General features: G+C 72.1%; 23 protein-coding genes. 5 read left to right on the top strand and 18 right to left on the bottom strand.

The window, feature by feature from the left end:
• Window positions 1-113: 113 nt before the first annotated feature.
• From ACH4VX_RS12830 to ACH4VX_RS12800, 7 genes are all read right to left on the bottom strand, one after another.
• The gene (locus ACH4VX_RS12830; RefSeq protein ID WP_398367433.1) at window positions 114-290 is read right to left on the bottom strand and encodes a hypothetical protein; all 177 of its coding nucleotides are present in this window, start codon (window positions 288-290) and stop codon (window positions 114-116) included.
• Window positions 291-410: 120 nt separating this feature from the next.
• Window positions 411-1154 (bottom strand): sulfite exporter TauE/SafE family protein, encoded by a 744-nt coding sequence (locus ACH4VX_RS12825; RefSeq protein WP_398367432.1) that lies wholly within the window; start codon window positions 1152-1154, stop codon window positions 411-413.
• Entirely contained in the window at window positions 1145-2185 is a 1041-nt protein-coding gene (locus tag ACH4VX_RS12820) for an ABC transporter ATP-binding protein (RefSeq protein ID WP_398367431.1), read from the bottom strand. The genes ACH4VX_RS12825 and ACH4VX_RS12820 overlap by 10 nt, the downstream gene beginning before the upstream one ends.
• Window positions 2178-3188: an ABC transporter ATP-binding protein gene (locus tag ACH4VX_RS12815; protein WP_398367430.1), complete on the bottom strand. Its 1011-nt coding sequence runs from the start codon at window positions 3186-3188 to the stop codon at window positions 2178-2180. The genes ACH4VX_RS12820 and ACH4VX_RS12815 overlap by 8 nt, the downstream gene beginning before the upstream one ends.
• Window positions 3185-4162, bottom strand: coding sequence for an ABC transporter permease (locus tag ACH4VX_RS12810; RefSeq protein ID WP_398367429.1), 978 nt, complete (start codon window positions 4160-4162; stop codon window positions 3185-3187). The genes ACH4VX_RS12815 and ACH4VX_RS12810 overlap by 4 nt, the downstream gene beginning before the upstream one ends.
• A gap of 14 nt (window positions 4163-4176) precedes the next feature.
• Window positions 4177-5106 carry an ABC transporter permease gene (locus ACH4VX_RS12805; RefSeq protein ID WP_398367428.1) on the bottom strand — a complete coding sequence of 310 codons (930 nt, stop codon included), beginning with the start codon at window positions 5104-5106 and terminating at the stop codon, window positions 4177-4179.
• 1 nt (window position 5107) lies between these two features.
• Window positions 5108-6700, bottom strand: a complete 1593-nt coding sequence (locus tag ACH4VX_RS12800) for an ABC transporter substrate-binding protein (protein WP_398367427.1) — start codon at window positions 6698-6700, stop codon at window positions 5108-5110.
• A gap of 292 nt (window positions 6701-6992) precedes the next feature.
• Between ACH4VX_RS12800 and ACH4VX_RS12795 the strand changes: the two genes are divergently transcribed.
• The 4 genes from ACH4VX_RS12795 to ACH4VX_RS12780 are packed head-to-tail and all read left to right on the top strand — an operon-like array spanning window position 6993 to window position 11263.
• The gene (locus tag ACH4VX_RS12795) at window positions 6993-7979 is read left to right on the top strand and encodes a 2-hydroxyacid dehydrogenase (protein WP_398367426.1); all 987 of its coding nucleotides are present in this window, start codon (window positions 6993-6995) and stop codon (window positions 7977-7979) included.
• A 59-nt stretch (window positions 7980-8038) separates the two neighbouring features.
• The gene (locus tag ACH4VX_RS12790; protein WP_398367425.1) at window positions 8039-9313 is read left to right on the top strand and encodes a glucarate dehydratase family protein; all 1275 of its coding nucleotides are present in this window, start codon (window positions 8039-8041) and stop codon (window positions 9311-9313) included.
• Between the two features lie 7 nt (window positions 9314-9320).
• Window positions 9321-10310 carry a 2-hydroxyacid dehydrogenase gene (locus tag ACH4VX_RS12785; RefSeq protein ID WP_398367424.1) on the top strand — a complete coding sequence of 330 codons (990 nt, stop codon included), beginning with the start codon at window positions 9321-9323 and terminating at the stop codon, window positions 10308-10310.
• The gene (locus tag ACH4VX_RS12780) at window positions 10307-11263 is read left to right on the top strand and encodes a 5-dehydro-4-deoxyglucarate dehydratase (RefSeq protein WP_398367599.1); all 957 of its coding nucleotides are present in this window, start codon (window positions 10307-10309) and stop codon (window positions 11261-11263) included. Before ACH4VX_RS12785 ends, ACH4VX_RS12780 begins: the two co-directional genes overlap by 4 nt.
• Before the next feature lie 48 nt (window positions 11264-11311).
• Here the strand turns inward: ACH4VX_RS12780 and ACH4VX_RS12775 are convergent, their stop codons facing one another.
• From ACH4VX_RS12775 to ACH4VX_RS12760, 4 genes are all read right to left on the bottom strand, one after another.
• A complete protein-coding gene (locus ACH4VX_RS12775) occupies window positions 11312-11854 on the bottom strand; it encodes a hypothetical protein (RefSeq protein ID WP_398367423.1) in 543 nt (180 codons plus the stop codon).
• 35 nt (window positions 11855-11889) lie between these two features.
• Window positions 11890-12450 (bottom strand): GNAT family N-acetyltransferase, encoded by a 561-nt coding sequence (locus tag ACH4VX_RS12770; RefSeq protein WP_398367422.1) that lies wholly within the window; start codon window positions 12448-12450, stop codon window positions 11890-11892.
• Window positions 12428-14674, bottom strand: coding sequence for an MMPL family transporter (locus tag ACH4VX_RS12765; RefSeq protein WP_398367421.1), 2247 nt, complete (start codon window positions 14672-14674; stop codon window positions 12428-12430). The genes ACH4VX_RS12770 and ACH4VX_RS12765 overlap by 23 nt, the downstream gene beginning before the upstream one ends.
• 171 nt (window positions 14675-14845) lie before the next feature.
• Complete coding sequence (locus tag ACH4VX_RS12760) at window positions 14846-15148, bottom strand: hypothetical protein (RefSeq protein ID WP_398367420.1); 303 nt, start codon at window positions 15146-15148, stop codon at window positions 14846-14848.
• Between the two features lie 187 nt (window positions 15149-15335).
• On the opposite strand from ACH4VX_RS12760, the gene ACH4VX_RS12755 reads away from it, so the two are divergent.
• A complete protein-coding gene (locus tag ACH4VX_RS12755; RefSeq protein WP_398367419.1) occupies window positions 15336-16139 on the top strand; it encodes an SAM-dependent methyltransferase in 804 nt (267 codons plus the stop codon).
• Window positions 16140-16213: 74 nt separating this feature from the next.
• Here the strand turns inward: ACH4VX_RS12755 and gatB are convergent, their stop codons facing one another.
• The 7 genes from gatB to ACH4VX_RS12720 all read right to left on the bottom strand — a co-directional run bounded on the left by gatB (window position 16214) and on the right by ACH4VX_RS12720 (window position 25654).
• A complete protein-coding gene (gatB, locus tag ACH4VX_RS12750; RefSeq protein WP_398367418.1) occupies window positions 16214-17728 on the bottom strand; it encodes an Asp-tRNA(Asn)/Glu-tRNA(Gln) amidotransferase subunit GatB in 1515 nt (504 codons plus the stop codon).
• 15 nt (window positions 17729-17743) lie between these two features.
• Window positions 17744-17983, bottom strand: coding sequence for a hypothetical protein (locus tag ACH4VX_RS12745; protein WP_398367417.1), 240 nt, complete (start codon window positions 17981-17983; stop codon window positions 17744-17746).
• Complete coding sequence (gatA, locus tag ACH4VX_RS12740) at window positions 17980-19476, bottom strand: Asp-tRNA(Asn)/Glu-tRNA(Gln) amidotransferase subunit GatA (protein WP_398367416.1); 1497 nt, start codon at window positions 19474-19476, stop codon at window positions 17980-17982. The genes ACH4VX_RS12745 and gatA overlap by 4 nt, the downstream gene beginning before the upstream one ends.
• Window positions 19477-19482: 6 nt before the next feature.
• Window positions 19483-19779 carry an Asp-tRNA(Asn)/Glu-tRNA(Gln) amidotransferase subunit GatC gene (gatC, locus tag ACH4VX_RS12735; RefSeq protein ID WP_006130840.1) on the bottom strand — a complete coding sequence of 99 codons (297 nt, stop codon included), beginning with the start codon at window positions 19777-19779 and terminating at the stop codon, window positions 19483-19485.
• Between the two features lie 117 nt (window positions 19780-19896).
• Complete coding sequence (locus ACH4VX_RS12730; RefSeq protein ID WP_398367415.1) at window positions 19897-22176, bottom strand: putative bifunctional diguanylate cyclase/phosphodiesterase; 2280 nt, start codon at window positions 22174-22176, stop codon at window positions 19897-19899.
• 260 nt (window positions 22177-22436) lie between these two features.
• Entirely contained in the window at window positions 22437-24632 is a 2196-nt protein-coding gene (ligA, locus tag ACH4VX_RS12725; protein WP_398367414.1) for an NAD-dependent DNA ligase LigA, read from the bottom strand.
• Between the two features lie 14 nt (window positions 24633-24646).
• Window positions 24647-25654 (bottom strand): methionine synthase, encoded by a 1008-nt coding sequence (locus ACH4VX_RS12720; protein WP_398367413.1) that lies wholly within the window; start codon window positions 25652-25654, stop codon window positions 24647-24649.
• Window positions 25655-25686 lie beyond the last annotated feature (32 nt).

Below are 25686 nucleotides of genomic sequence, written 5' to 3'. Positions count from 1 at the left end.
CCTTGAGGCACCGGGGGAGGCACGACTTGCCCGCGGTGAGCGAGGGCGGCGGCACGACTGCCCGCGGGAACGGCGGGGCGGCGGCCGACCCCCGTGCGGTCGCCGCCCCGCGGTTACGCGGCCCGGGCGAACCAGTGGCGGCGGGTATGGCTTTCCGCCTCGGGGTTTCGGGTGGCGGCGGTGCGGCGGGCGGCGCGTCGGAGTCGGGTGGCTTCCCGGGCCAGGCGGCGCTCCTCCCCCTGGCGGACGAGGTCGTCGTGACGGAGCTGGTGGAGTGCGTACTCGAACATGGTGTGTTCCCCCCGGAGGAGCCGGTGTCGGTCATCGCTTTCTGCGATGCCTCCACCTTCGTCTCCGAGGCGGGTCCGCCACATCGGGAGGGTTCCGTATCTTCCGGCCGGCGCGGGGCCTTAGAAGGTACTTAGGCCGCCTGGGCCCAGGTGCTGTACCACCAGCCCCGCCGCACCGGCGACCGCGAGCGCCATGGCCGCCGTACGGGTGTGCCGCGCGTTCAGCCGCCGGGTCAGCGGACCGGCGAGCAGCACGCCGGCGACCGCCGCCGGCGCGAGCAGCACCGTGCGCTGGAACGTGTGCGTGCCCACCGCCCCCGCCGCACCCAGCGCGACCATGCTCATCAGCGAGCCGGCCAGGAAGAACGCGCTCATCGTGGCCCGCAGCCGCGCCCCGCTCAGCCGCTGCCACACCATCGCCATCGGCGGGCCCCCGATGGAGGTCGCCGTGCCCATCAGCCCCGACGCCATCCCGGCCAGGAGCACCGAGGAGCGTCGCGCCCGGGGTACGTACCCCGCCGCGCTCACCGCGACGCCGGTGAACACCACCCCGGCGATGAGCAGCGCGAGGTACTTGGCCGGCAGCACCACCACGAGCAGCGCGCCCGCGGCCGCTCCCGGGACCCGCCCGGCGAGGGCCCAGCCGCAGCCGCGCAGATCCGCCCCGCCCCGCTCCCGCACCAGTACCGCGGCCGTCACCCCGGCGGCGAGCAGCAGCACCACCGGTGGCGCCGAGGTGGGGTCGACCAGGGAGAACACCGGCGCGGCGATCATGCCCAGGCCGAAGCCGACGGACACCTGGAGCACCGCGCCGACGCCCACGGTGAGGGAGAGCAGGGCGAACTCCGCGCCGGTCACGCCCACGCGGACCGCGCCTCCAGGGGGAAGTGGCACAGGGCGGTGTGGTCGTCGCCCGCGCCCGCGGACTCCCGGACGACGAGTGGGGGCGTCCCGGTGGCGCACGTGTCCTCGGCGCGCCAGCAGCGGGTGCGGAAGCGGCAGCCGGAGGGGATGTCGAAGGGCGAGGGGATCTCGCCCTTGAGCTGGATCTCCTGGTCGTGGGCGGCGCGGGAGGCGTCCAGGACCGGTGCGGCCGACATCAGGGCGGCGGTGTAGGGGTGCTGGGGGCGGTCGAAGACGTCCTCGGTCTCGCCGTGTTCGATGACCTTGCCCAGGTACATCACGGTCACCCGGTCGGAGATGTACCGCACCACGGACAGGTCGTGGGAGATGAACACGTAGGCGACGCCGAGCCGGGACCGGAGTTCCGAGAGCACGTTGAGGACCTGGGCCTGCACCGACAGGTCCAGGGCGGAGACCGGCTCGTCGCAGACGATGAGGTCGGGGTCCAGGGCCAGCGCGCGGGCGATGCCGATGCGCTGGCGCTGTCCGCCGGAGAACTCGTTGGGGTAGCGGTGGGCGTCGCTGTCCCGCAGCCCGACCAGGGACAGCAGTTCGCGGATCCGCTTCTCGCGGGCCTTCGCGTCCGGTACGACGTCCTTGTGGGTGCGCCAGGGCTCGCCGATCAGATCGGCGGCCGACATACGGGCGTTGAGCGAGGCGAAGGGGTCCTGGAAGACCATCTGCACGCGGCGCCGCCAGTTCAGCAGCTCCTTGCCGCGCAGGGCGAACGGGTCGACCCCGTCGTAGCGCACCGTGCCCGCGTCGGGCCGTTCCAGCCCGAGCAGCACCCGGGCGAGGGTGGACTTGCCGCAGCCGGACTCGCCGACGAGCCCGAGGGTCTCGCCCCGGCCGAGCCGTACGTCCACTCCGTCCAGGGCGGTCAGCCGGCGGCGGCCGCTGCCGAAGCTCTTGGTGACACCGCGGACCTCCAGCAGCGGCGGGCGTCCGTCGGTCCGGGGTCCGGGGATTTCGGTGGTGCGGGACTCAGTCACGGTCGAGCTCCTCGGAGAAGTGACAGGCGGCCGAACGTCCGTCGCCGGTGGCGCGCAGGGCCGGCCGTTCCCGTACGCAGCGCTCCCGCACCAGCGGGCAGCGGGCCTGGAAGACACAGCCGGACGGCACCGCGCTCAGCTCGGGCGGGCTGCCGGGGACGGCGGGCAGCGGCTGTCCGCGCTCCGCGTCCTCGGGGACGGAGTCGAGCAGTCCGCGGGTGTAGGGGTGGCGGGGCGCGGAGAAGACCTCTCGCACCGTGCCCTTCTCCACGACCGTTCCGGCGTACATCACGACCACGTCGTCGGCGCGCTGGGCGACCACGGCGAGGTCGTGGGTGATCAGTACGACGGCCATGTCCCGCTCGTCCTGGAGGTCCCGCAGCAGCCGCATGATCTGGGCCTGCACGGTGACGTCGAGGGCCGTGGTCGGCTCGTCGGCGATGAGCACGTCGGGGTCGAGGGCGACGGCCATCGCGATCAGCAGCCGCTGGCGCATGCCGCCGGAGAACTGGTGAGGGTAGGACTTGGCCCGCTGCCTCGGCTCGGGGATGCCGACGCGGGTCATCAGCTCGATCGCCTTCTCCTGCGCCTCGCGCCGGGAGAGTCCGCGGTGGATGCGGAACGGCTCGCCGATCTGCCGGCCCACCGGCTGCACCGGGTTGAGGGCGGTCAGGGCGTCCTGGAAGACGATCGACAGGACGGGTCCGGCCAGCTTGCGGCGTTCGGCCGGGCTCATCCGCAGGGTGTCCTCGCCTCTGACCCGTACGGCGCCCCCGGTCACCTCCGCCGCGGGGTCGAGCAGTCCCACGACCGAGAGCGCGGTCATCGACTTGCCGCAGCCGGACTCGCCGAGGAGGGCCAGGGTGCGGCCGCGGCGGACGCTGAAGCTGACGCCGTCCACGGCGCGTACCGTCCCGGAGGCCGTGCTCAGGTCCACGCACAGCCCTTCGACGTCGAGGGCGGGGCCGGTGGCGGACGGGGCGGGTGCGGATGTGGTCGTCACGGGATCATCTCCGGGGGAACGGCGGCGGAGGCTCCGCGGCGCTTGCGGGGCAGCGTCAGACGCCAGCGCTGGGCGGGGTCGGTGGCGATGCGGGCCCAGGCGGCGAGCACCGTGGCGGACACGGTGGTGAGCACGATGGCGAGCCCGGGCAGCACGGTGATCCACCAGGCGGTCTGGAGGTACTGCCGGCCCTGGGCGACCATCAGGCCCCAGCTGACGTCCGGGGGCTGGATGCCGATGCCCAGGAAGCTCAGCGAGGACTCGGTGAGCATCACGAAGCAGAAGTCGAGGGTGGCGACCGTCAGCAGCGTCGGCAGGGCGATCGGCAGGATGTGCCGGTAGATGATGTTCCGGCTGGGGGTGCCGAAGGTGCGGGCCGCGTCGACGAACAGGCGGCTGCGCAGTTCGGCGGCCTCCGCGCGGGAGGTGCGCAGGTATACGGGGATGCGGGCCACCGCGAGGATCAGCACGATGTTGAGCGCGGAGGGCGAGAAGACGTACAGCACGACGACCGCGACGAGCAGGGAGGGGAAGCTGAGGATGACGTCGGCGACGCGCATCGCCACGCTCTCCCGGCGCCCCCCGTGGTAGCCGGCCCACAGGCCGATCGCCGATCCGATCAGCAGGGAGCAGAGCACCGCGGGGACGGCCACGGACAGGGTCGTCGCCGCCGCGTCGATCAGCCGGGCCAGCACGCTGCGCCCGAGGACGTCGGTGCCGAGCAGTCCGTGGAAGCCGTCGCTCAGGGAGGGGGCCCGCAGGGAGGCGTCCAGGTCCTGGCGTTGTGCGTGGTCGCCGATGAACAGCCGGCCGAAGACGGCGACCAGGACGACCCCGGTGAGGACGACGGCTGCGACGGCGGCGGCCCGGTCCCGGCCGAGCAGCCGCCACCAGCGCGGCGGGTTCTTCCGCACGGGGGCGGACTCCGGGGCGTCCTCGCGCCCGTCCGCGGCGGGGACCTCTTCTTCGGTCATGATGCTTCCTTCGCTCACGCCGGCACCGCCTGACGTACTCGGGGGTCGGTCAGCGCGTGGCAGACGTCGACGAGGATGTTCAGCGCGAAGATCGTCACCGCGGTCATCAGGACGGCCGCCTGGAGGACCGCGAAGTCGCGCTGGAGGATGGAGTCGATCATGAGTTTGCCGATGCCGGGCCAGCCGAAGATCGTCTCCACGATGACGGCGCCGTTGACCAGGCCCACCGTCAGGTCGCCGGCCACGGTCAGCGCCGGCGTCACGGCGTTGCGCAGGGCGTGGCCGAAGATCACCCGCTGGGGCGTGGCGCCCTTGGCGCGGGCGATCTTGACGTAGGGCGCGGAGAGCGCGGAGACCATGCTGCCGCGCACCACCTGGACGAGCACGCCGAAGGGGCGGATCAGCAGGGTCGCGATGGGCAGCACCCAGACCTCGGGCCCGCCCAGGGTGCCCGAGGTGGGCAGCAGGTCGAGGCTGACGCCGAAGACCAGGACGCCCATGACGGCGAACCAGAAGTCGGGGATGCTGGCGGCCGTCATCGACAGCAGGCTGGCGATCCGGTCGACCAGGGAGTTGGGCCGGTAGGCGGCCAGGCTGCCGATCAGCACCGCGCCGGTGATCGCAAGCAGCATGGTGACGCCGGCGAGCTGGAGGGTGACGGGGAAGGCGTCCAGCACCATCTCGGTGGCGGACTGCCCGGTCCGCAGCGAGGTGCCGAAGTCCAGGTGCGCGGCGTCGACGAGGTAGTTCCACAGCTGGGCCGGGACGGAGAGGTCGAAGCCCTGCGCGGCGGAGAACTCCGCGCGCTGTTCGGCGGTGGCGCTCAGCGGGAGGTAGAGGTCGACCGGGTTGCCGGTCATCCGGGCCAGGAAGAACACGCCCAGCACCACGCACACCAGGGGGATGGCGCTGGAGAGGACGCGTTTGCGCAGAAAGGTGACCATGTCAGTGCTGTCCCGCCTTCGCCGGGCCGACCTCTGCCAGCCGCATCTCGTCACCGGTGGCGGAGTTCGGCTCGTACCGGATGGACGGTGACAGGCCGAGCAGTCCGCTCATGTGGGCCAGGTGGGCGTACTGGACGACCGACCTGTTCTGGTCCGCGAGCAGGCCGGCGAAGGCCTCCTGGCGCTGGTCGCCGGAGAGCGCGCCCGCGTCGGCGATGCGCCGGTCGAGTTCCTCGGTGCCGAAGGTGGACTGGGGTCCGTCGCTCAGCAGGTACTGGCTCGTGGTGAAGGCCGCGTCACCGGCCTGGTTGCCGTGCATGATCAGCAGGGCGATGGGGCCGACGTTCTCGGGCAGCGGGCGGAGCTGGTACTGGAGCTGGGTGGCGGTGTCCGCCATACGGACCTTGACGTTCAGTCCGATCCGCCGCATCTGGTACTGGAGCGCCTCCGCCGTCTCCGACACCCCGGAGAACATGCCGTTGCGGGCGACCAGGGTGATCTGCCGGCCGACGGGTACGCCGTCGGCCTCGGCCTCCTCGATCAGGGCCTTGGCCTCGGCCACGTTCTGCCGGGCCGGCTCGATCTCCTCGTCGTGTCCGACCACTCCGGGCGGGACCAGCTGGCCGGCCGGTTCGGCGAGTCCGCCGAGCAGGGCGTCGATGATGCCGTCCCGGTCCACGGCCAGGTCGACGGCGCGGCGTACCCGTATGTCGTCGAGCGGTGCCTCGCGGCCGTCCAGCCGCAGCGCGGTCGTCTCGTTGTTGGGGAAGGCGACCGTGGTGTCCTTCTCGGCCTCGACGGGGTCGAGGGCCACGGCGATCTCCGCCTCGCCCTTGTCGATCATGGCGGCGCGGACGCTGGCGTCGCTGCGCCATACGTAGCGGGCCCGGGGGAAGTCCGGGGCGTCGCCCCAGTAGTCGTCGTGGCGGCTGAGGTCGATCGCCGCTCCGGGCTGCCAGGAGCTGACGGCGTAGGGGCCGGTGCCCACAGGGATACGGACCTTGGCCTCGGCGTTCGTCGTGCGCGGCACGATCTCCACGAAGCTCAGGCGCAGCGGCAGGATCGGGTCGGGCTGCTCGGTGGTGACGGTCAGCCGGGTGTCGCTCTCGGCCTTCACCTTCAGGTCCTCGTCGCCGAAGACATAGCCCTCGACGTTGCAGGCGAGGTCGGAGTTGACCGCCCGGTCGATGGAGAAGGCGGCGTCCCGCGCGGTGAACGGCTCGCCGTTCTGGAAGGTCACCCCCTCGCGCGTGTCGAAGGTCCAGGTGCGGTCACCGGTCTGTTTCCAGCCGGTGGCGAGCAGCGGGTGCAGCTCGCCGGAGTCGGGGTCGCGTTCGACGAGGGGCTCGGTGATGTTGGACCGGACGACCACGCCGGTGCCGGTCAGCGATGCCTCGCAGGGTTCCAGGGTCGGTGGTTCCTGGGTGAGCACCACCCGCAGGGTGCGGCCGTCGGCGCGGCCGGCGTCACCGGCGGCGCTGCCCGCCACGGCGCAGCCGCTGGACAGCAGCACCGTGCCCGCCAGGAGTGTCGCCGTCGGCGCGCGGAGGCGCCTTCGTCCGGTGGGCGGGAGGGAGGAAACGGAGAACTTCATCGTCGGCCTGTCTCCGGTGAGTGCTGGTGTGTCGCGTTCCACGTACGGTCGACTGCGAGAGGCTGTCTACACTTGCGTACTCGGTCCGCATCTGTGAACGCCGAAGCTAAACCGGCGCCGTGGCAGCGTCAAGACATGCGCAGGAACGGATCCGTCCCGCCCCGCATCCCGCACCCCGGACCGTCCGGTCCCGCGGCCGCCGCGCGAGGGCGACCGCGCGACGGCCGCGGGATCCCGCCCCGCGGGGCGGAGCCTCACATTCCGGAACTCGCCGGAGAAACAGGAGAACACCATGTCCAGCCCCGGCACCACCCCCACCGCTCCCGTCGGCCCGGCCACTCTGCTCCAGGTCTCGCCCCTGCTCCCCGGCCTGGAGCAGGCCCTCGCCGAGCGCCACCACACGGTGCGTCTGCACGAACTGCCCGACCCCGACCGCTTCCTTCACGAGCGGGGCGGGGACGTGGTCGCCGCCGTCACCAGCGCTCGGTTCGGGGTCGGCGACGCCCTGATGGACGCGCTGCCGAGGCTGGGCGCGATCGTGCACTTCGGCGTCGGCCACGAGACCACGGACGTGGTCCGCGCCCGGGCGCGCGGCATCGACGTCAGCAACACCCCGGACGTGCTCACCGACTGCGTGGCCGACCTCGCCGTCGGCGCGCTGATCGACGTCATGCGCCGGATGTCGGCGGCCGACCGGTACGTGCGGGCCGGCGGCTGGGGCGCCGCACCCTTCCCACTGGCCTCGCGGGTGAGCGGGAAGCGGGTCGGCGTCCTCGGGCTGGGCCGGATCGGCCGGGCCGTGGCGCGACGGCTCGAGGGGTTCGGCGTGGAGGTGTCGTACTGCTCACGCGTCCCGGTGCCCGGTGTCGCGTACCGCCGTCTGCCCACTGCCGAGGCGCTGGCGAAGGCGTGCGACGCGCTCGTCGTCACCGTCGCGGGGGGCGCGGGCACCGAGGGCCTGGTCTCGGCGGAGGTGCTGGAGGCGCTCGGCCCCGAGGGGCACCTGGTGAACGTCGCGCGGGGCAGCGTCGTCGACGAATCCGCCCTGGTCGCGGCGGTGGAGACGGGTCGGATCGCGGGAGCGGCGCTCGATGTCTTCGCCGACGAGCCGAACGTGCCGCGGGCGCTCCTGGACTCGGACCGGGTGGTCCTGCTCCCCCACATCGCCAGCGCCACCCGGGAGACCCGCGAGGCCATGGGCGACCTGGTGCTGCGCAATGTGGAGCGGTTCATGACCGAGGGGGTCCTGCTCACCCCGGTGCCGGGGTCCGCCCATTGACACCACCCCATCCGGCTGTCTACAAATGAGAACGCCGACTACATATGAGGATGGCATTCATGGTTCGGACCTCAGAGCGGATCGCCGGCGTCACCGTGACCCCCGTGGCCTTCCGGGACCACCCCTTGCTGAACACGGTCGGCGTGCACGAGCCCTACGCACTGCGCACCGTCGTGGAGATCACCACCGAGTCGGGTGTCAGCGGCGTCGGCGAGACCTACGGCGGCACGGTGCATCTGGAGCGGCTGCGGCGCGCCGCCGACGAACTGACCGGCATGGACGTGTGGAGCCTCAACGAGCTGGTCGCCCGCACCACACGCGCACTGGGTGCCGACACCACGGGCGGCGACGGCATGTCCGGCATGGTCACGGGCAGCAGCGCCGTGGACCGGGTCATGTCCCCGTTCGACGTCGCCTGCCTGGACATCCAGGGCAAGCTCGTGGGCCGGCCGGTCAGCGATCTGCTGGGCGGAGCGGTCCGCGGCTCGGTGCCCTACAGCGCGTACCTCTTCTACAAGTGGGCCGCTCACCCGGGCCAGGAGGACGACGACTGGGGCCCCGCCCTCGACCCGGCGGGGCTGGTCGAACAGGCCCGCCGCATGATCGGCACGTACGGCTTCACCTCCATCAAGCTCAAGGGCGGTGTCTTCCCGCCCGACGAGGAGATCGCCGCGGTCAAGGCGCTGCGGAAGGCGTTCCCGGACCTTCCGCTGCGCCTCGACCCCAACGCGGCATGGAGTACGGAAACGTCCCTGCACGTCGCCCGGGAGCTGGACGGTGTCCTGCAGTACCTGGAGGACCCGACCGAGGGCATCGGGGGCATGGCCGCCGTGGCCCGCGGGACCTCCACCCCGCTGGCCACCAACATGTGCGTGGTCTCCTTCGACGACCTGGCCCCCGCCGTGACCGAGGGAGCCGTGGACATCGTCCTGTCCGACCACCACTTCTGGGGCGGACTGCGGCGCTGCGGGCAGCTCGCCGCGATCTGCGACACCTTCGGCCTCGGCCTGTCGATGCACTCCAACTCGCATCTCGGCATCAGCCTCGCGGCGATGACCCACCTGGCCGCCGCGACACCGCGGCTGACCTACGCCTGTGACACGCACTGGCCCTGGAAGCGGCCCGACGAGGACGTCGTCGACCCCACGCCGCTGCGGTTCGACAAGGGCCGGCTCGCCGTGCCGACGGCTCCCGGGCTCGGCGTGGAACTGGACCGGGACGCCCTCGCCCGGCTGCACCGGCAGTACCTCGACTGCGGGCTGCGCGACCGCGACGACACCGGCTACATGCGCCGTTTCGAGCCGTCCTTCTCCACCGAGACCCCCCGGTGGTGAGCGGCTGATGCGCATCATGCTCAACCACCGCATCCTGAGCCGCTTCCACGACCGGCTCAAGGCGTCCACGCACGGCGATCACGACTGGCTGGAGGCCTTCGACCTGGACGCCGCACGGCTCACCGAGGCCATCGGTGACATCGACGTCTACGTCGGCTCGAAGCTGAGCCCCGAGGACGCCCGGCGCGCGCGGCGGCTGCGGCTCGTCCACGTCGTCGGCGCCGGCTACGACGGCATCCCGCTGGACGCGCTCCACCCCTCGGTGACGGTCGCCACCACCCACCACCACGGCCGTTCCATCGCCGAGCACGTGCTCATGTCGGTCCTGATGCTCTCCCGCGACGTCCTGGGCGCCGACCGCGCGCTGCGCGCCGGGCAGTGGCGCAACGTGGCGGTCGACCCCTCACTGCCCTTCGGGACCTCGCTGCGGGGCCGCCGGGTCGGCGTCATCGGCTTCGGCGAGACCGGCACCGAGGTCGCCCGGCTGTGCCAGGCGGTCGGCCTGCGCGTCCGCGCCGTACGACGTGACCCCCGCGCTCCGTTCCCCGCGGACCTGCGGCCCGACTGGATCGGTGGCGACGACCGGCTGCCCGAGCTCCTCGCCGACTCCGACGTCGTGGTGGTCACCGTCCCGCTGAGCCCCGCGACCCGCGGGCTGATCGGCCCCGCCGAACTGGAGGCCATGGGCCCCCAGGCCCTGCTGGTCAACGTGGCGCGGGGGCCGGTGGTCCAGGAGGAGGCGCTCCACGAGGCGCTCGTCTCCGGCACCATCGCGGGCGCCGCGCTGGACGTGTGGTGGTCAGGACCGCCCGACGCGCCGAGCCGGCTGCCCTTCCACGACCTGCCGAACGTGCTGATGACCCCGCACCACTCGGGCCACACGGCCGACACCTTCGCCGCCCGTGCGACCGAGATCGCCGAGAACATCGGCCGGCTGGAGCGGGGGGACGCGCTCACCCACGTGGTCCGTGCCGGTTCCTCCTCCCCCGACCGCTGACCACATCACTCCCGCCCCTCACCCAGAGTAGGAAGACACCCATGCTCGAAGGCGTTCTCTTCTTCCCCGTCACCCCGTTCACCGCGACCGGTGACGTCGACCTCGACGCCCTGCGCCGGCACATCGCGGCCAGGGTCGACGCCGGCCCCGGCGGAGTCTTCGTCGCCTGCGGCACCGGTGAGTTCCACGCCCTGGACCACGAGGAGTACGGCGCGGTCGTGCGCACCGCCGTCGAGGCGGTGGGCGGACGCGTCCCGGTGTACGCGGGGGCCGGCGGCGCCGTCGGCCAGGCCCGCCTGCTCGCGCGGGCGGCCGCTCAGGCCGGTGCGGACGGTCTGCTGCTGATGCCGCCCTACCTGGTCGAGGGCCCCGCCGACGGGCTGGTCGCCTACACCCGTGAAGTGGCCGGCGAGACCGCCCTGCCGCTGATCGTCTACAACCGGGCGAACGCGCGCTTCGACGAGCGCTCGGCGGCGGCGATCGCCCAGCTGCCCACCGTGGCGGGCTTCAAGGACGGAACCGGCGACCTCGATCTCCTCGCGCGGATCATCCCCGCCGTGGGCGAGGTGCTCGACGGGACCGGCAAGCGGTTCCAGTTCTTCAACGGCATGCCCACGGCCGAGGCGAGCCAGCTCGCGTACCGGGCGCTGGGCGTGGAGCTGTACTCGTCGGCCGCCTTCGCCTTCGCGCCCGATGTCTCCCTCGCCTTCCACCGCGCGGTGGAGGAGGGCGACCAGAAGCGGATCGACGCGCTGCAGCGCACCTTCTTCCACCCCCTGGTCCGGCTGCGCAAGCGGGTCCCGGGGTACGCGGTGGCGCTGGTGAAGGCCGGAGTCACCCTGGAGGGCCTGGAAGCCGGACCGGTCCGGCCGCCGCTGACACCCCTCACCGCACCCGAGACCGAGGAGCTGGCGGCCATCATCGCCGAGGCGCGCGCCGTCCTCGCCTCCTGAACGCGCTTACGGGGTCTCCGGGCACCCGGAGACCCCGTACGGCACGACTCAGCCGGTCGCGGGCAGGCCCAGGAGCACGTCGGTGTACTTGAGGACCGCCAGCAGCAGCCCGACGACGCCGAGCGACACGCCCGCCCAGGCGACCGACTTGATCCAGGGCGCCCGGTCCGTCCGGCCGGGCGTCCCGAACGCGGGCCTCACCAGCACCACCACGCCCACGATCAGCGCGGTCAGCGCGAACAGGCCGCCCCACAGCGCGCTGGTGTGCCAGGCGTCGCCGTAGATCTCCTTGACCTGGGTGGCGACGCCGGCGTCCGCGGCCGTCTCCAGCTGGCCCACGAGGGTCTCCCGCGCGGCGGCCACCGTGCCCAGCCAGCTGCCGGTGAGCGAGACGAGGCCGAGGGCCGCGGAGACGACCGCGGCGGCGCCCTGTCCGACACCGGACGGGGCCCGGTCCTCGGTCCCGGGTGCGTCCTGCGCCGCTTCCGGTTCCGTCTCCGTGACGTCGGCCCCGTCGGACTCGGTGGTGTCCACCGCCGTCTCGTCGCGCTCGGTGTCGGCTCCGGTTTCGTCCGCTGTCCTGGTTCCCATGCCCCGCACCGTACGGACGCTCTCTGAGAGTCCGCTTAACGACCGTTGTGCGCCGCCCGCCACTCCGGGGCCAGCACGGACCACACCTCCAGGTCGTGGCGCACCCCGTGGTGGAGGTGGGCCTCGCGGCGGACGCCGTCCCGGGTCATGCCGAGCCGGCGGGCGATGTCGATGCTCGGCCCGTTGCCGGCCGCCGCGACCCATTCGACCCGGTGGATGCCGCGCCGCTCGACCGCCCAGTCGATGAGCACCCGCATCGCGCGGGTGACGAGCCCGCGCCCGGTGGCGGCGGGCTCCAGCCAGCAGCCCACCTCGCAGCTGCCGTTCGCGGCGTCGAAGTTCAGGGTGAGCACCCCGCCCACGAGCGTGCCGTCCAGCCACAGCCCGTGCAGCGAGGCCGTGTCGGCGGCACGCCAGTCGGCGTACCGCTGGAGCGCCTCCCGGGCGCCGGCCACGTCCGTGGCCTTGGAGCCGAAGGGGACGTACTGGTTGATGAACTCCCGGCCCCGGTCCAGATGGGCCAGGAACTCCTCCGCGTGCCAGGGCTCCAGGGGGCGCAGTTCGGCTCCGTCGTCACCCAGTCGTATCGCGTACATCCCGCTGCTGCTCCTCCTCGGCCAGCACGTCCGCCGCCTCGGCGTCCGTGGCGGCGGCCAGCCTCTCATGGGCGGCCCTGGCCTCGGGCGGCTCGATGCTGATGCGCGGCAGGATCCGGTCCAGCGGGCGCGGCAGCCACCAGTTGGCGCCGCCGAGGAGATGCATGAGGGCGGGGACGAGCAGGGTGCGCAGGACGAAGGCGTCGAGGGCGACGGCCGCGGCGAGCGCGATGCCGAACATGGCGATCACGCGGTCGCCGGTGAGGACGAAGGCCAGGAAGACCGAGATCATGATCACGGCGGCGGAGTTGATCACCCGGCTGGTCTCCGCGAGGCCGACGCGGACGGCACGCCGGTTGTCGCCGGTCTCCAGCCACTCCTCGTACATCCGGCTGACCAGGAAGACCTGGTAGTCCATGGAGAGCCCGAAGAGGACGGACACCATGATCACCGGCAGGAAGGGCTCTATGGGGCCCGCCCGGCCGAGGCCGAGAAGTTCGCTGCCCCAGCCCCACTGGAAGATCGCGACGACGACGCCGAAGGCGGCGGCGACGGCGGCCACGTTCATCGCGGCGGCCTTGAGCGGGATGGCGAGGGACCGGAAGGCGAGCAGGAGGAGCAGACAGCCCAGGCCGATGACGACACCGACGAAGAGGGGCAGCTTGTCGACGATGACGTCGGCGAAGTCGTCGTATCCGGCCGTCACGCCGCCGACGTGCACATCGAGCGAGGTGCCCGACTCGGCCCGCGGCAGCACGTCGTCACGCAGCCGGTCGACCAGGTCGCTGGTCTGCTTCGACTGCGGGGACGACTCCGGTACGACGGTGAGGTAGGCGGTGTCGCCACCCGCGCCGTAGGTCGCGGGCGACGCCGACGCGACGCCCTCGGTCGCGCGCAGGGTGGCGTCGAGGTTGTCCAGGGCGAGCCGGTCCTCGGCGCCGTCGACGTGGGTGACGAGGGTGAGGGGGCCGTTCACGCCGGGGCCGAAGCCGTCGGCGAGGAGGTCGTAGGCCTGGCGGGTGGTGGACGCCTTGGGGTCGTTGCCCTGGTCGGAGGTGCCCAGGTGCAGCGAGAGGGTGGGCAGCGCGAGGACGGCCATGACGACGACGGCGACGGCGCCGAGCAGCTTGGGGTGGCGCTCGACGAACGCCGACCAGCGGGCGGCGAACCCGGTCGGCAGCTCCGGCTCGGGCCCGTGCTCCGCCAGCCGGCGCCGCTCCCGGCGGCTGAGCGCGCGCATGCCGATGAACGACAGCAGGGCGGGCAGCAGGGTGACGGAGGCGGCGACGGTCAGGACGACGGTGAGCGAGGCGGCGATGGCGACGCCGTTGAGGAAGTTCAGCCGGAGGATCAGCATGCCCAGCAGGGCGATGCACACGGTGGCGCCCGCGAAGACGACCGCCCGTCCGGTGGTGGCGACGGCGTTGGTGGCGGCCTCGGTGACGGTGAGGCCGCGCTTCAGTCCGCGCCGGTGCCGGGTCACGATGAACAGCGCGTAGTCGATGCCGACGCCGAGCCCGATCAGCATGCCGAGCATGGGGGCGAAGTCGGCGACGGTCATGGCGTGCCCGAGGAGCACGATCCCGGCGTAGGCGGTGCCGACGCCGACCAGGGCGGTGGCTATGGGCAGCAGTGAGGCGGCGAGCGAGCCGAAGGCGAGGAACAGGACGACGGCGGCGACCAGCACGCCGACGATCTCGGCCGTGTGCCCGCCGGATGACTCGCTGAGCTCGACGGCGCTGCCGCTCAGCTCGACCCGGAGTCCGTCGGTCCGAGCGGCCTCGGCCGTCTCCACCACGGCGGCGGCCTCGCCCGCGTCGATGTCCTTGGACCGGTCGTCGAAGGTGACCGTGGCGTAGGCGGTGCGGCCGTCCGCGCTGACCCGGCCGGCGCCCTGGTCGTCGTACGGACCGCTCACGGCGGCCACGCCGGGCAGGTCCCCGATCCGGTCCAGGGTGCGGGTCATGGCCTGCTCGACGCCGGTGTCCCGGACGGTGCCGGACGTGGTGTGCCAGACCACGTTGTCGCTGTCGCCGCCGAGATCGGGGAAGCCCTCCTCCAGCAGCTGGGTGGCCCGCCCGGACTCGGTGCCGGGCACCTGGTAGTCGTTCGAGTAGGCGGAGCCGGCGGCGAAGGCGCCGGCGGCGAAGGCGCCGAGGGCGAGGAGCCAGAGCAGAACGGTGATCAGACGGCGTTGGACACACCAGCGTGCGAGGGCTGCCACGAAACGTGCTCCCGGAGTGACTGAGGTGTGGATCTTTGACCGGGAACAGTCGAGCGTGAACCGAACATCCCGCAAAGAACGCATGAGCAATGCACTGACACTGTTGCAGGCACGAATGATCGTTTGTCGCTTTCGTGTGCTTATTCACATCGCCGCGACCAGCGGTGCGGCTCAGTCGAACTGGTCCCCCAGCGCCATGACCATGAGCCCCGCGACCAGCAGCCACAGCGCCCTGCGGGTCCGCCCCCGGGAGCCCAGCACCGCGGCCAGGGCGCAGACGGCGGCCCCGCAGGCGTACGCGGCGGGGACGAGGGCCGGCACGGGACCGGTGAGACGAAGGAGGGCGGCGGCCGTCCCGGACAGCGCGAGTACGGCACCGGTCCCGACCGCGAGCCGGCGGGCCCGGCGCGCCTCCCGCGAGGCGTCTTCGGCCCGGGTGTCCGGAGGCGGTTCGGAATCGGCACGTCCACTCATGGCGCGCGAGCGTAGCGGCCGGGCCCCGGAAACCCGGATGCGGGGGTGCGGGTCCGGCTGCTAGCGTCCGTCGGTCCGACGTTCCGCGGCAGTCCGCCGCCGGCCGAAGCAGGTGCTTTGATGTTTGTCCGCTCGATCTCCGACGCGACCCTTTCCCTCTTCACGGCCCCAAGGAGCCCGTTCACCGATGTCGGACATCACCTCGAACACCCCGCACGACGACCTCACTAGCCGCCTCACCCTGCCCCGGTACCCCCGCAGCAGCGCCTACGACGCCCGCTGGACCATCGAGAACGGGATGGGCCCGCACGCGCTGTGGCTGCTGGAGTGGCTCGCCCCGGCCCTCGGCCTCGACACCCTGCGCCCCGGCGCACGCGTGCTCGACCTGGGCTGCGGACGCGCCATGACGTCGGTCTTCCTGGCCAGGGAGTACGACGTCCAGGTCACCGCGGCCGACCTGTGGATCAGGCCGGACGACAACGCGCGCCGCATCGCCGGGGCGGGCGTCGCCGACCGGGTACTGCCGGTCCACGCCGAGGCCCACGACCTGCCCTTCGGGGAGGAGAGCTTCGACGCGATCGTCTCCATCGACGCGTACCAGTACTTCGGCACCGACGACCTCTACCTGCCGACGCTGACCCGGCTGCTGAAGCCCGGCGGGCGGATCGGAGTCGTCGTCCCGGCGATGCCCGAGGAGATCGAGGGCACCGAACCGCCGGAGCACATGAAGCCCTACTGGGACCCCGCGTTCTGGTGCTTCCACAGCCCCGCCTGGTGGCGCCGCCACTGGACCCGCAGCGGGGCCGTGGAGGTCGAGACGGCCGACTGGCTGGAGGACGGCTGGCGGGAGTGGCTGCTCTGGTGCGACGTCGTCGCCGAGGAGAGCGCGGAGGAGTTCCACGTGCGGATGAGCCGGGAGAGCGCGGAGATGCTGCGCGCGGACCGGGGCCGCACGCTGGGCTTCGCACGCGTGGTGGGCCGCCGCGCCTGACCGCGTGACCGCGTGACCGCATGAGGGAGGGGGCGCATCGAACCCGATGCGCCCCCTCTTCCGCTCTTCGACGGTCAGCCCTCGTCGACGCCCAGCTTCTGAAGGATCAGCTCCTTCACGCGGGCCGCGTCCGCCTGCCCGCGCGTGGCCTTCATGACCGCGCCGACCAGGGCACCGGCCGCGGCCACCTTGCCACCGCGGATCTTGTCCGCGATGCCCGGGTTGCCGGCGATGGCCTCGTCGACGGCGGTGCCCAGGGCACCCTCGTCGGAGACGACCTTCAGACCGCGCTTGTCGACCACCTCGTCGGGAGTGCCCTCACCCGCGAGCACACCCTCGATGACCTGACGGGCCAGCTTGTCGTTCAGATCGCCCTTCACGACCAGCTCGGCGACCCGGGCCACCTGCTCCGGGGTGATCGCCAGCTCGTCGAGCCCCTTGCCGGACTCGTTGGCGGCGCGGGCCAGCTCGCCCATCCACCACTTGCGGGCGGAGGCCGCGTCGGCACCGGCGTCGATCGTGGCGACGATCGGGTCCAGCGCACCGGCGTTGAGGATCGACTGCATGTCGGTGCCGGAGATGCCCCACTCCTCGCGGAGCCGGTTGCGGCGCACCAGCGGCAGCTCGGGCAGGGCGGAACGGATCTCCTCGACCCACTCGCGGGACGGGGCGACCGGCACCAGGTCGGGCTCCGGGAAGTACCGGTAGTCCTCGGCCTCCTCCTTCACGCGACCCGAGGTCGTGGACCCCGTGTCCTCGTGGAAGTGGCGGGTCTCCTGGATGATCGTGCCGCCGTCGTTCAGGACGGCCGCGTGCCGCTGGATCTCGAAGCGGGCGGCGCGCTCGACGGACCGCAGCGAGTTGACGTTCTTCGTCTCGCTGCGGGTGCCGAACTTCTCCCGCCCGTGCGGGCGCAGCGACAGGTTCACGTCGCAGCGCATCTGGCCCATCTCCATCCGGGCCTCGGACACGCCGAGCGCCCGGATGAGCTCGCGCAGCTCACGGACGTAGGCCCGCGCGACCTCGGGGGCACGCTCGCCCGCTCCCTCGATCGGCTTGGTGACGATCTCGATCAGCGGGATGCCGGCGCGGTTGTAGTCCAGCAGGGAGTGGGACGCGCCGTGGATACGGCCGGTGGCACCGCCGACGTGCGTCGACTTGCCGGTGTCCTCCTCCATGTGGGCGCGCTCGATCTGGACGCGGAAGGTCTCGCCGTCCTCCAGCTGCACGTCGAGGTAGCCGTTGAAGGCGATCGGCTCGTCGTACTGGGAGGTCTGGAAGTTCTTCGGCATGTCCGGATAGAAGTAGTTCTTCCGGGCGAAGCGGCACCACTCGGCGATCTCGCAGTTCAGCGCGAGACCGATCTTGATCGCCGACTCGACGCCGGTCGCGTTGACGACCGGGAGCGCGCCGGGCATGCCGAGGCAGACGGGGCAGGTCTGGGTGTTCGGGTCGGCGCCGAGCGTCGTCGAGCAGCCGCAGAACATCTTGGTGCGGGTGCCGAGTTCGACATGGACCTCTAGGCCCATGACGGGGTCGTACGACGCCAGCGCGTCCTCGTACGACACCAGGTCAGTCGTGGTGGTCACGGTGAAACTTCCCTCTCAGCCCAGCAGGACGTCGTCGTCGCCGAGGCTCTTCAGCTCGCGGTAGAGGATGGCGAGGTTGGTGACGACCGCGGCGCCGGTGACGACGGCGTCGAGCAGCCGCAGCGTGTCGTTCTCGCCACGCGCCTTCTTGATCTGCTTGTACACACCGACGGCGCCGAACGCCGAGGTGGCCATGGAGACGTACAGACCGGACTTGGACTTCTTGAAGCCCTTGGCCTTGGACAGTGCGCTCACAGCGACGGTGCCTCCTCGATCAGCGGGTGGCCCCACTTTTCCACGAAGGCGGCCTCGACGGCGGCGCCGACCTTGTAGAGCCGGTCGTCCTTCATGGCGGGGGCGATGATCTGCAGACCCACCGGCAGGTTGTCCTCGGGCGCGAGGCCGCAGGGCAGCGACATGGCCGCGTTGCCCGCCAGGTTGGTGGGGATGGTGCACAGGTCGGCGAGGTACATCGCCATCGGGTCGTCGGCGCGCTCGCCGATCGGGAAGGCGGTGGTCGGGGTCGTCGGGGAGACGATCACGTCGACCTGCTCGAACGCCCGCTCGAACTCCTGCTTGATGAGGGTGCGGACCTTCTGGGCGCTGCCGTAGTACGCGTCGTAGTAGCCGGAGCTGAGCGCGTACGTGCCGAGCATGATGCGGCGCTTGACCTCGTCACCGAAGCCGGCCTCACGGGTCAGCGAGGTGACCTCCTCGGCGGAGTGCGAGCCGTCGTCGCCGGTCCGCAGGCCGTAGCGCAGGCCGTCGAAGCGGGCGAGGTTGGAGGAGCACTCGGAGGGCGCGATCAGGTAGTACGCGGAGAGCGCCAGGTCGAAGGACGGACAGTCCAGCTCGACGACCTCGGCGCCCAGCCCCTTCAGCAGCTCGACGGACTCGTCGAACCGCTGCACGACACCGGCCTGGTACCCCTCACCGCGGAACTGCTTGACGACGCCGACGCGCATGCCGACGACGCTGCCGTTGCGGGCGGCCTCGACGACCGGCGGGACCGGGGCGTCGATGGAGGTGGAGTCCATCGGGTCGTGCCCGGCGATCACCTCGTGCAGCAGGGCGGCGTCCAGGACCGTACGGGCACAGGGGCCGCCCTGGTCCAGGGAGCTGGAGAAGGCGACCATGCCGTACCGGGAGACGGCGCCGTACGTCGGCTTCACACCGACGGTGCCGGTGACGGCGGCCGGCTGGCGGATGGAACCGCCGGTGTCGGTACCGATGGCGAGCGGGGCCTGGAACGAGGCGAGCGCGGCGGACGACCCGCCACCGGATCCGCCGGGGATCCTGGTCAGGTCCCAGGGGTTGCCGGTCGGCCCGTAGGCACTGTTCTCGGTGCTGGACCCCATGGCGAACTCGTCCATGTTGGTCTTGCCGAGGATGACGACGTCGGCGGCCTTCAGCCGCTTGGTGAGCGTCGCGTCGTACGGCGGGATCCAGCCCTCGAGGATCTTGGAACCGACGGTGGTCGGGATGCCCTCGGTGGTGAAGATGTCCTTGAGCGCGAGCGGGACGCCGGCCAGCGGGCCGAGCTTCTCGCCCTTGGCGCGCTTCTCGTCGACGGCACGCGCCTGCGCCAGGGCGCCCTCGCGGTCGACGTGCAGGAAGGCGTGCACCTTCTCGTCGACGGCCTCGATCCGGGCCAGGTGCGCCTCGGTGACCTCTACGGCCGTGAGCTCACCGGAGGCGATCTTCTCGGCGGTCTCGGCGGCGGTGAGCCTGATGATGTGATCGCTCATGGCGGGTTACTCCTCCCCCAGGATCTGCGGCACCTTGAAACGCTGCTGCTCCTGGGCCGGGGCGCCGGAGAGCGCCTGCTCGGGGGTGAGCGAGGGACGGACCTCGTCCGCGCGCATGACGTTCGTCAGCGGGAGCGGGTGCGAGGTCGGCGGTACGTCTTGGTCGGCGACCTCGCTGACGCGGGCGACCGCGCCGATGATGTCGTCCAGCTGGCCCGCGAAGTGGTCGAGCTCTTCGGGCTTCAGCTCCAGACGCGCCAGCCGGGCGAGGTGGGCGACCTCCTCGCGCGTAATGCCAGGCATGCAGCGATCCTCTGGGGTGAGTGTGCGGTTTGGGCAAGTCGATTTGGCCCAATCCTATGGGTCCGGGCCCCCTGGCCGTTAAACGGTTCCCCGGGGCCGCGTCGCGGGGTGGTCAGGTCACTCGTCGGCCGCCGCGGCGGGCAGTGCCGCGGCGGCCCGCACCCAGCCGCGGGAGCCGCGGGCGAGGAGCCAGGCCGTCGTCTCCTCGGGCGGCATCGCCGCGGCGACCAGCCACCCCTGGACCGCGTCGCAGTGAAGATCGCGCAGCCGCTCCCACGTCTCGTCGTCCTCCACCCCCTCCGCGACGACGAGCAGCCCCAGCGAATGCGCCAGATCGACGGTGCAGCGCACGATCGCCGCGTCCTCGGCGTCCACGGCCAGCCGGGCCACGAACGACCGGTCGATCTTCAGCTCACTCACCGGCAGCCGCCGCAGATGCACCAGCGACGAGTACCCCGTACCGAAGTCGTCCAGCGACATCTTCACCCCGTGCCCGGTCAACGCGTTCAACGTGTCGGCCGCACGCTGCGGATCCTCGAGCAGCACATGCTCGGTGATCTCCAACTGCAGCGCCCCCGCCGGCACCCCGTGCCGAGCCAGCCGCGCCGCCACGGAGCCCGCGAAGCCGGGCGTGTGGACATCGCGGGGGGACACGTTGACGGCGACCGGCACGAACAGCCCCTGGGCGCGCCACTTGGCGACCTGCCCCAGCGCGGTCTCCAGCACGTACTCGGTGAGATGCGGCATCAGTCCGGACGACTCGGCGATCGCTATGAACTCGTCCGGCGGCACCTTCCCCCGCTCCGGATGCACCCACCGCACCAGTGCCTCGAGCCCCGCGACCTGCCCGTCGAAGCGGACCTTGGGCTGGTAGTGCAGCTGAACCTCCCGGGCGTCCAGCGCCCGCCGCAGATCACCCAGCAGCCCCAGCCGGTCAGGAGTGTTGGAGTCCCGCTTGGACTCGTACGCCTCGACCCCCGTACGGTCCCGCTTGGCCTGATACATCGCCACGTCCGCCCGCCGCAACAGCCCCTCCGCGTCGTCCGCGTGGTCGGGAAAGACGGCGACCCCCGCACTCGCCTCCAGGACGAGGGTGAGCCCGTCGAGGTCGAGCGGGGAGCTGAGGGCGGCGACGAGGCCGCGGGCGACGCGGGTCGCGGACGTCGTGGAGTCGGCGACGGGCAGTAAGACGGCGAACTCGTCACCGCCGAGCCGCGCGGCCTCCGCCCCGCGCGGCAGGGCGAGTCTGAGCCGGTCGGCTATCTGCAACAGCAGCCGGTCACCGGCGAGATGACCGAGGGTGTCGTTGACCGACCGGAACCGGTCCAGGTCGATCAGCATGAGCGCGGCACGGGCACCGATCCGCTCGGCGTCGTCCAGCGCGGTCCAGATGCGTTCCAGCAGCCACTGCCGGTTGGGCAGTCCGGTCAGCGGATCGCGCAGCTGCTCCTCGGCCCGCGCGCGGGCTATCCACAGGGTGGAGTCGAGGGCGATCAGCGGAATGGAGAAGAGCGGCAGCAGCACCGGCTTGGCGACCGCGACCACACACACCAGGGGCGCTATGCCGAGCAGGGCGACCGCGACGAGCCCCTGCCGTACCAGAGCGGTACGGGCCACGGTGGGCAGCCCCGCGCGCGGGGTGTGCAGATACCAGAGCAGCGTGCGCGTGACCACGAGGTACGTGACGGCGACCAGCACCACCCCCGGCGCGGTGTACAGCGTCCAGGTGTCCGGAGTCGACGGCGACTCGACGGACGGCACCCAGCCGAACGCGGCCAGCACCAGCGCCCCGGCGCCGATGCCGAGCAGATCCACCGCGCCGTGCAGCACACCCTGCCGCCAGCGGCCCCGCCGGGCCATGCCGACCAGCACGACGACGGTGAGACTGATCATCCCGGCCGCGATCCAGCCGTAGAGCAGCAGCACGGCAAGGGTGAGGGCGGCGCCGGAACCCGTGCCGCCCCACCAGCGGGAGCGGCCCAGCATCACCAGATGGCCGACGATGATTCCGGTCAGCACGGCCAGGGACCAGCCGACGGCCCCGGACGGGAAGAGCGCGTGCCCTCCGGTGAACGCCCGCAGGAAGCCGGCGCCCAGCACGAAACCGGCGGCGGCGACGACCGCCGTGGGCAACGCGGGCCAGGACGGGTGCCGTTCCGTGTCCGCCTCGGACAGCTCGGCCAGCCCGGGACCGTGCCCGGCGGCCGACTGCCCGGCACCGCGCACGTCCGCACCGCGCGCATCCACCCCGCGCGCGTCCGCGGTACGCGCCCCGGTGCGCCCCATTGCGCCCGGTCGCCCCGCGGGCCGCCCGTCCTCACGTCCGCGCCGCCATGCGACCGCCAAGCGGCGCAGGCGCGGCCGTGAGCCCGGGGCGGCGCTCTCGGTCGGTTCCATTCCCGTCCCTCTCCCAGCCGGCGGTGCCCACGCCACGCGGCCCGATGCCCGACGACCCTCAGCGGCTCCGCGGCAGAAAGCCCTTACCCCGGACCCCTCACGAGTACGGGGTTACCCCGGCCGCAGCTGGGCACGGCAGGCGCACATCTCAACAGTAGGCCGCAGAAGGCCTGTACGGGCACCGCTCGTCGACGGTTGCCCGAATGCGCCCCAGCCACCCGTATGCATCTGGTATGCGCCGATCGGGTGGCCTTCAACCGCTACTCCTCGGCCGAAAGAGCGACGTCCGCCGCTGCTTTCGGGCCTTGTTCGAGGAGGACGGTGAAGCCGTCCTCGTTCAGAACCGGCACCTTGAGCTGCATCGCCTTGTCATATTTCGTCCCGGGATTGTCACCCACGACGACGAACGACGTCTTCTTGGAGACGGATCCGGTCACCTTCGCCCCCTGGCTCTGCAGCGCCTCCTTCGCGCCGTCCCGGGTGAAGTTCTCCAGCGTTCCGGTCACCACGACAGTGAGCCCTTCCAGCGGACGAGGCCCTTCGTCCTCCCCCGACCCCTCGTCCTCCATGCGGACGCCGGCCGCTTTCCACTTACGGATGATCTCGCGGTGCCAGTCCTCGGCGAACCACTGCTTGAGCGAGGCGGCGATGATCCCGCCGACCCCCTCGGTGCCCGCCAGCTCCTCCTCGGTGGCCTGCTCGATGCGGTCGACGGAGCGGAACTCACGGGCCAGCGCCTCCGCCGCGACCGGGCCGACGTGACGGATCGACAGACCGGTCAGCACGCGCGCCAGCGGACGCTCCTTGGCCGCCTCGATGTTCGCCAGCATCGCGACCGCGTTCTTCCTCGGCTCGCCCTCCTGGTTGGCGAAGACGGTGGCGATCTTCTCCTCGCCGGTCTTCGGGTCCCGCTTGGGCAGCCCGCTGTCCTGGTCGAGGACGTACGCCCTGATGGGCAGCAGCTGTTCGACGGTCAGGTCGAACAGGTCGCCCTCGTCCCGCAGCGGCGGATCCGCGGGCTCCAGCGGCCGGGTCAGCGCCGCCGCGGCGACATAGCCGAAGTGCTCGATGTCCAGCGCCCTGCGCCCGGCGAGGTAGAACAACCGCTCCCGCAACTGGGCAGGGCACGTACGGGCGTTGGGGCAACGGAGGTCGACATCGCCCTCCTTCATCGCCTTCAGCGGCGTACCGCACTCGGGGCACTCGGCCGGCATCACGAACTCGCGCTCGCTGCCGTCCCGCAGGTCGGCGACCGGACCGAGGATCTCGGGGATGACGTCACCGGCCTTGCGCAGCACCACCGTGTCACCGATGAGGACGCCCTTGGCCTTGACCACGTCCTGGTTGTGCAGCGTGGCGAACTCGACCTCGGATCCGGCCACCGTGACCGGTTCGACCTGGGCGTACGGCGTGACCCTGCCCGTACGGCCCACCCCCACACGGATGTCGACCAGCTTGGTGTTGACCTCCTCGGGCGCGTACTTGTACGCGATGGCCCAGCGCGGGGCGCGCGAGGTGGTGCCGAGACGCCCCTGGAGCGGGATCTCGTCGAGCTTGACGACGACGCCGTCGATCTCGTGCGCCACGGAGTGGCGGTTCTCGCCGTAGTGGGCGATGAACTCCCGTACGCCGGCGAGGTCGTCGACCACCTTGTTGTGCTCGGAGGTGGGTAGGCCCCAGGTCTTCAGCAGGCCGTAGCCCTGGGAGAGGCGGGTCATGCCCTGGTAGCCCTCCAGGACGCCGATGCCGTGGACCACCATGTGCAGCGGGCGGGTGGCGGTGACCCGGGGGTCCTTCTGGCGCAGCGAACCGGCCGCCGCGTTGCGCGGGTTGGCGAACGGCTTGTCGCCGGCCGCGACCAGCCGGGCGTTGAGCTCCTGGAACTTCTCCATCGGGAAGTAGACCTCGCCGCGGATCTCCACCAGGTCGGGGACCTCGTCGCCCTTCAGCCGGTCCGGGATCTCGGCGATGGTGCGCACGTTGGGCGTGATGTCCTCGCCGGTGCGACCGTCGCCACGGGTCGCCGCGCGGACGAGCCGGCCCCGCTCGTAGGTGAGGTTGACGGCGAGGCCGTCGACCTTCAGCTCGCACAGGAAGTGGTACTTCTGCGTGCCCAGTTCCCGGTGGATGCGCTCCACCCACGCGGCGAGGTCGTCGTCGTTGAACGTGTTGTCGAGGGAGAGCATGCGTGAGCGGTGCTCGACGGAGGTGAACTCCGTCTCGTACGCCCCGGCGACCTTCTGGGTCGGCGAGTCGGGGGTGCGCAGCTCGGGATGGTCCTCCTCCAGCCCTTCCAGTTCGCGCAGCAGCCGGTCGAAGTCGGCGTCGCTGATGACGGGGGCGTCGTTCACGTAGTACCGGAAGCGGTGCTCCTCGATCCGCTCAGCGAGCCTGGCGTGCTTCTCCCGTGCCTCGGCGGGCACGCTCGTCGTCTCCGCTTGCTTGTCGCCGGCCACCGTGTGTCCTCCCGTCACTCTGGGTTGTCCGCGAGGGATCTCGCCGCCCGGACGCAATGGGCGAGGGCCCTCCGCGCGTGCTCCGGGGAAGCCCCCGCGAGTCCGCACGCCGGGGTGAGCGTGACCGCCTCCGGGAGGAGTCCCGGCCGCAGCCCCAGCCTGCGCCAGAGCGTCCTGACACCCATGACGCTACCCGCAGGGTCCGACAACGGGCCGTCCGTGCCCGGGACGACACCGGCGAACAGCCGGGTCCCGCTCTCCACCGCTTCCCCGATCGTTTCGTCGTCACGCTCGGTGAGGAGGGAGAAGTCGAAGGAGACCGCCGCCGCGCCCGCCCGGCGCAACAGGGCGAACGGGACGTCCGGTGCGCACGAGTGGACCACGACGGGCCCGCCGTCGTGCACCCCGACGACGTCCCGCAGCGTGGCCTCGGCGATCTGCCGGTCCACCGCGCGGTGGGTGCGGTAGCCGCTGGCGGTCCTCACCTGTCCGCGCAGTACGGCGGTGAGGGAGGGTTCGTCGAGCTGCAGGACCGGCTGCGCGCCGGGGACGCGCCGCCGCACCTCGGCGAGGTGGAGGCGCAGTCCCTCGGCGAGGGAGGCGGCGAGGTCGCGGCAGGCGCCGGGGTCGGAGAGGGCGGACTCGCCGTTGCGCAACTCCAGGGCGGCGGCGAGCGTCCACGGGCCGACCGCCTGGACCTTCAGGAGCCCCTGGTAATCCTGGGTGAACTCCTCCAGCGCGTCGAGGTCCTCGCCGAGCCAGGAGCGGGCGCGCCTGGTGTCACGGCCCGGACGGTCGCCGATGCGCCAACCGCTGGGCTCGACGCGGGCGTAGACCTCGACGAGCATGCCCGCGGTGCGGCCGATCATGTCCGCGCCGGGGCCGCGGGCGGGGAGTTCGGGGAGGTGGGGGAAGGTCTCGAAGCTGCCGGTGACCGTTCTGGCGGCCTCGCGGGCGTCCCCGCCCGGCATGGAGCCGATGCCGGTGGCGGGGCCGAAACTGAACTGGCTGTTTTCGCTCACCCGTAGAGCGTACGCAGTGGACGGCCGGGGTT

Source organism: Streptomyces sp. NPDC020731 (assembly GCF_044334705.1).
Taxonomy (GTDB): Bacteria; Actinomycetota; Actinomycetes; order Streptomycetales; family Streptomycetaceae; genus Streptomyces.
This window is presented reverse-complemented; position numbering and strand designations above follow the sequence as displayed.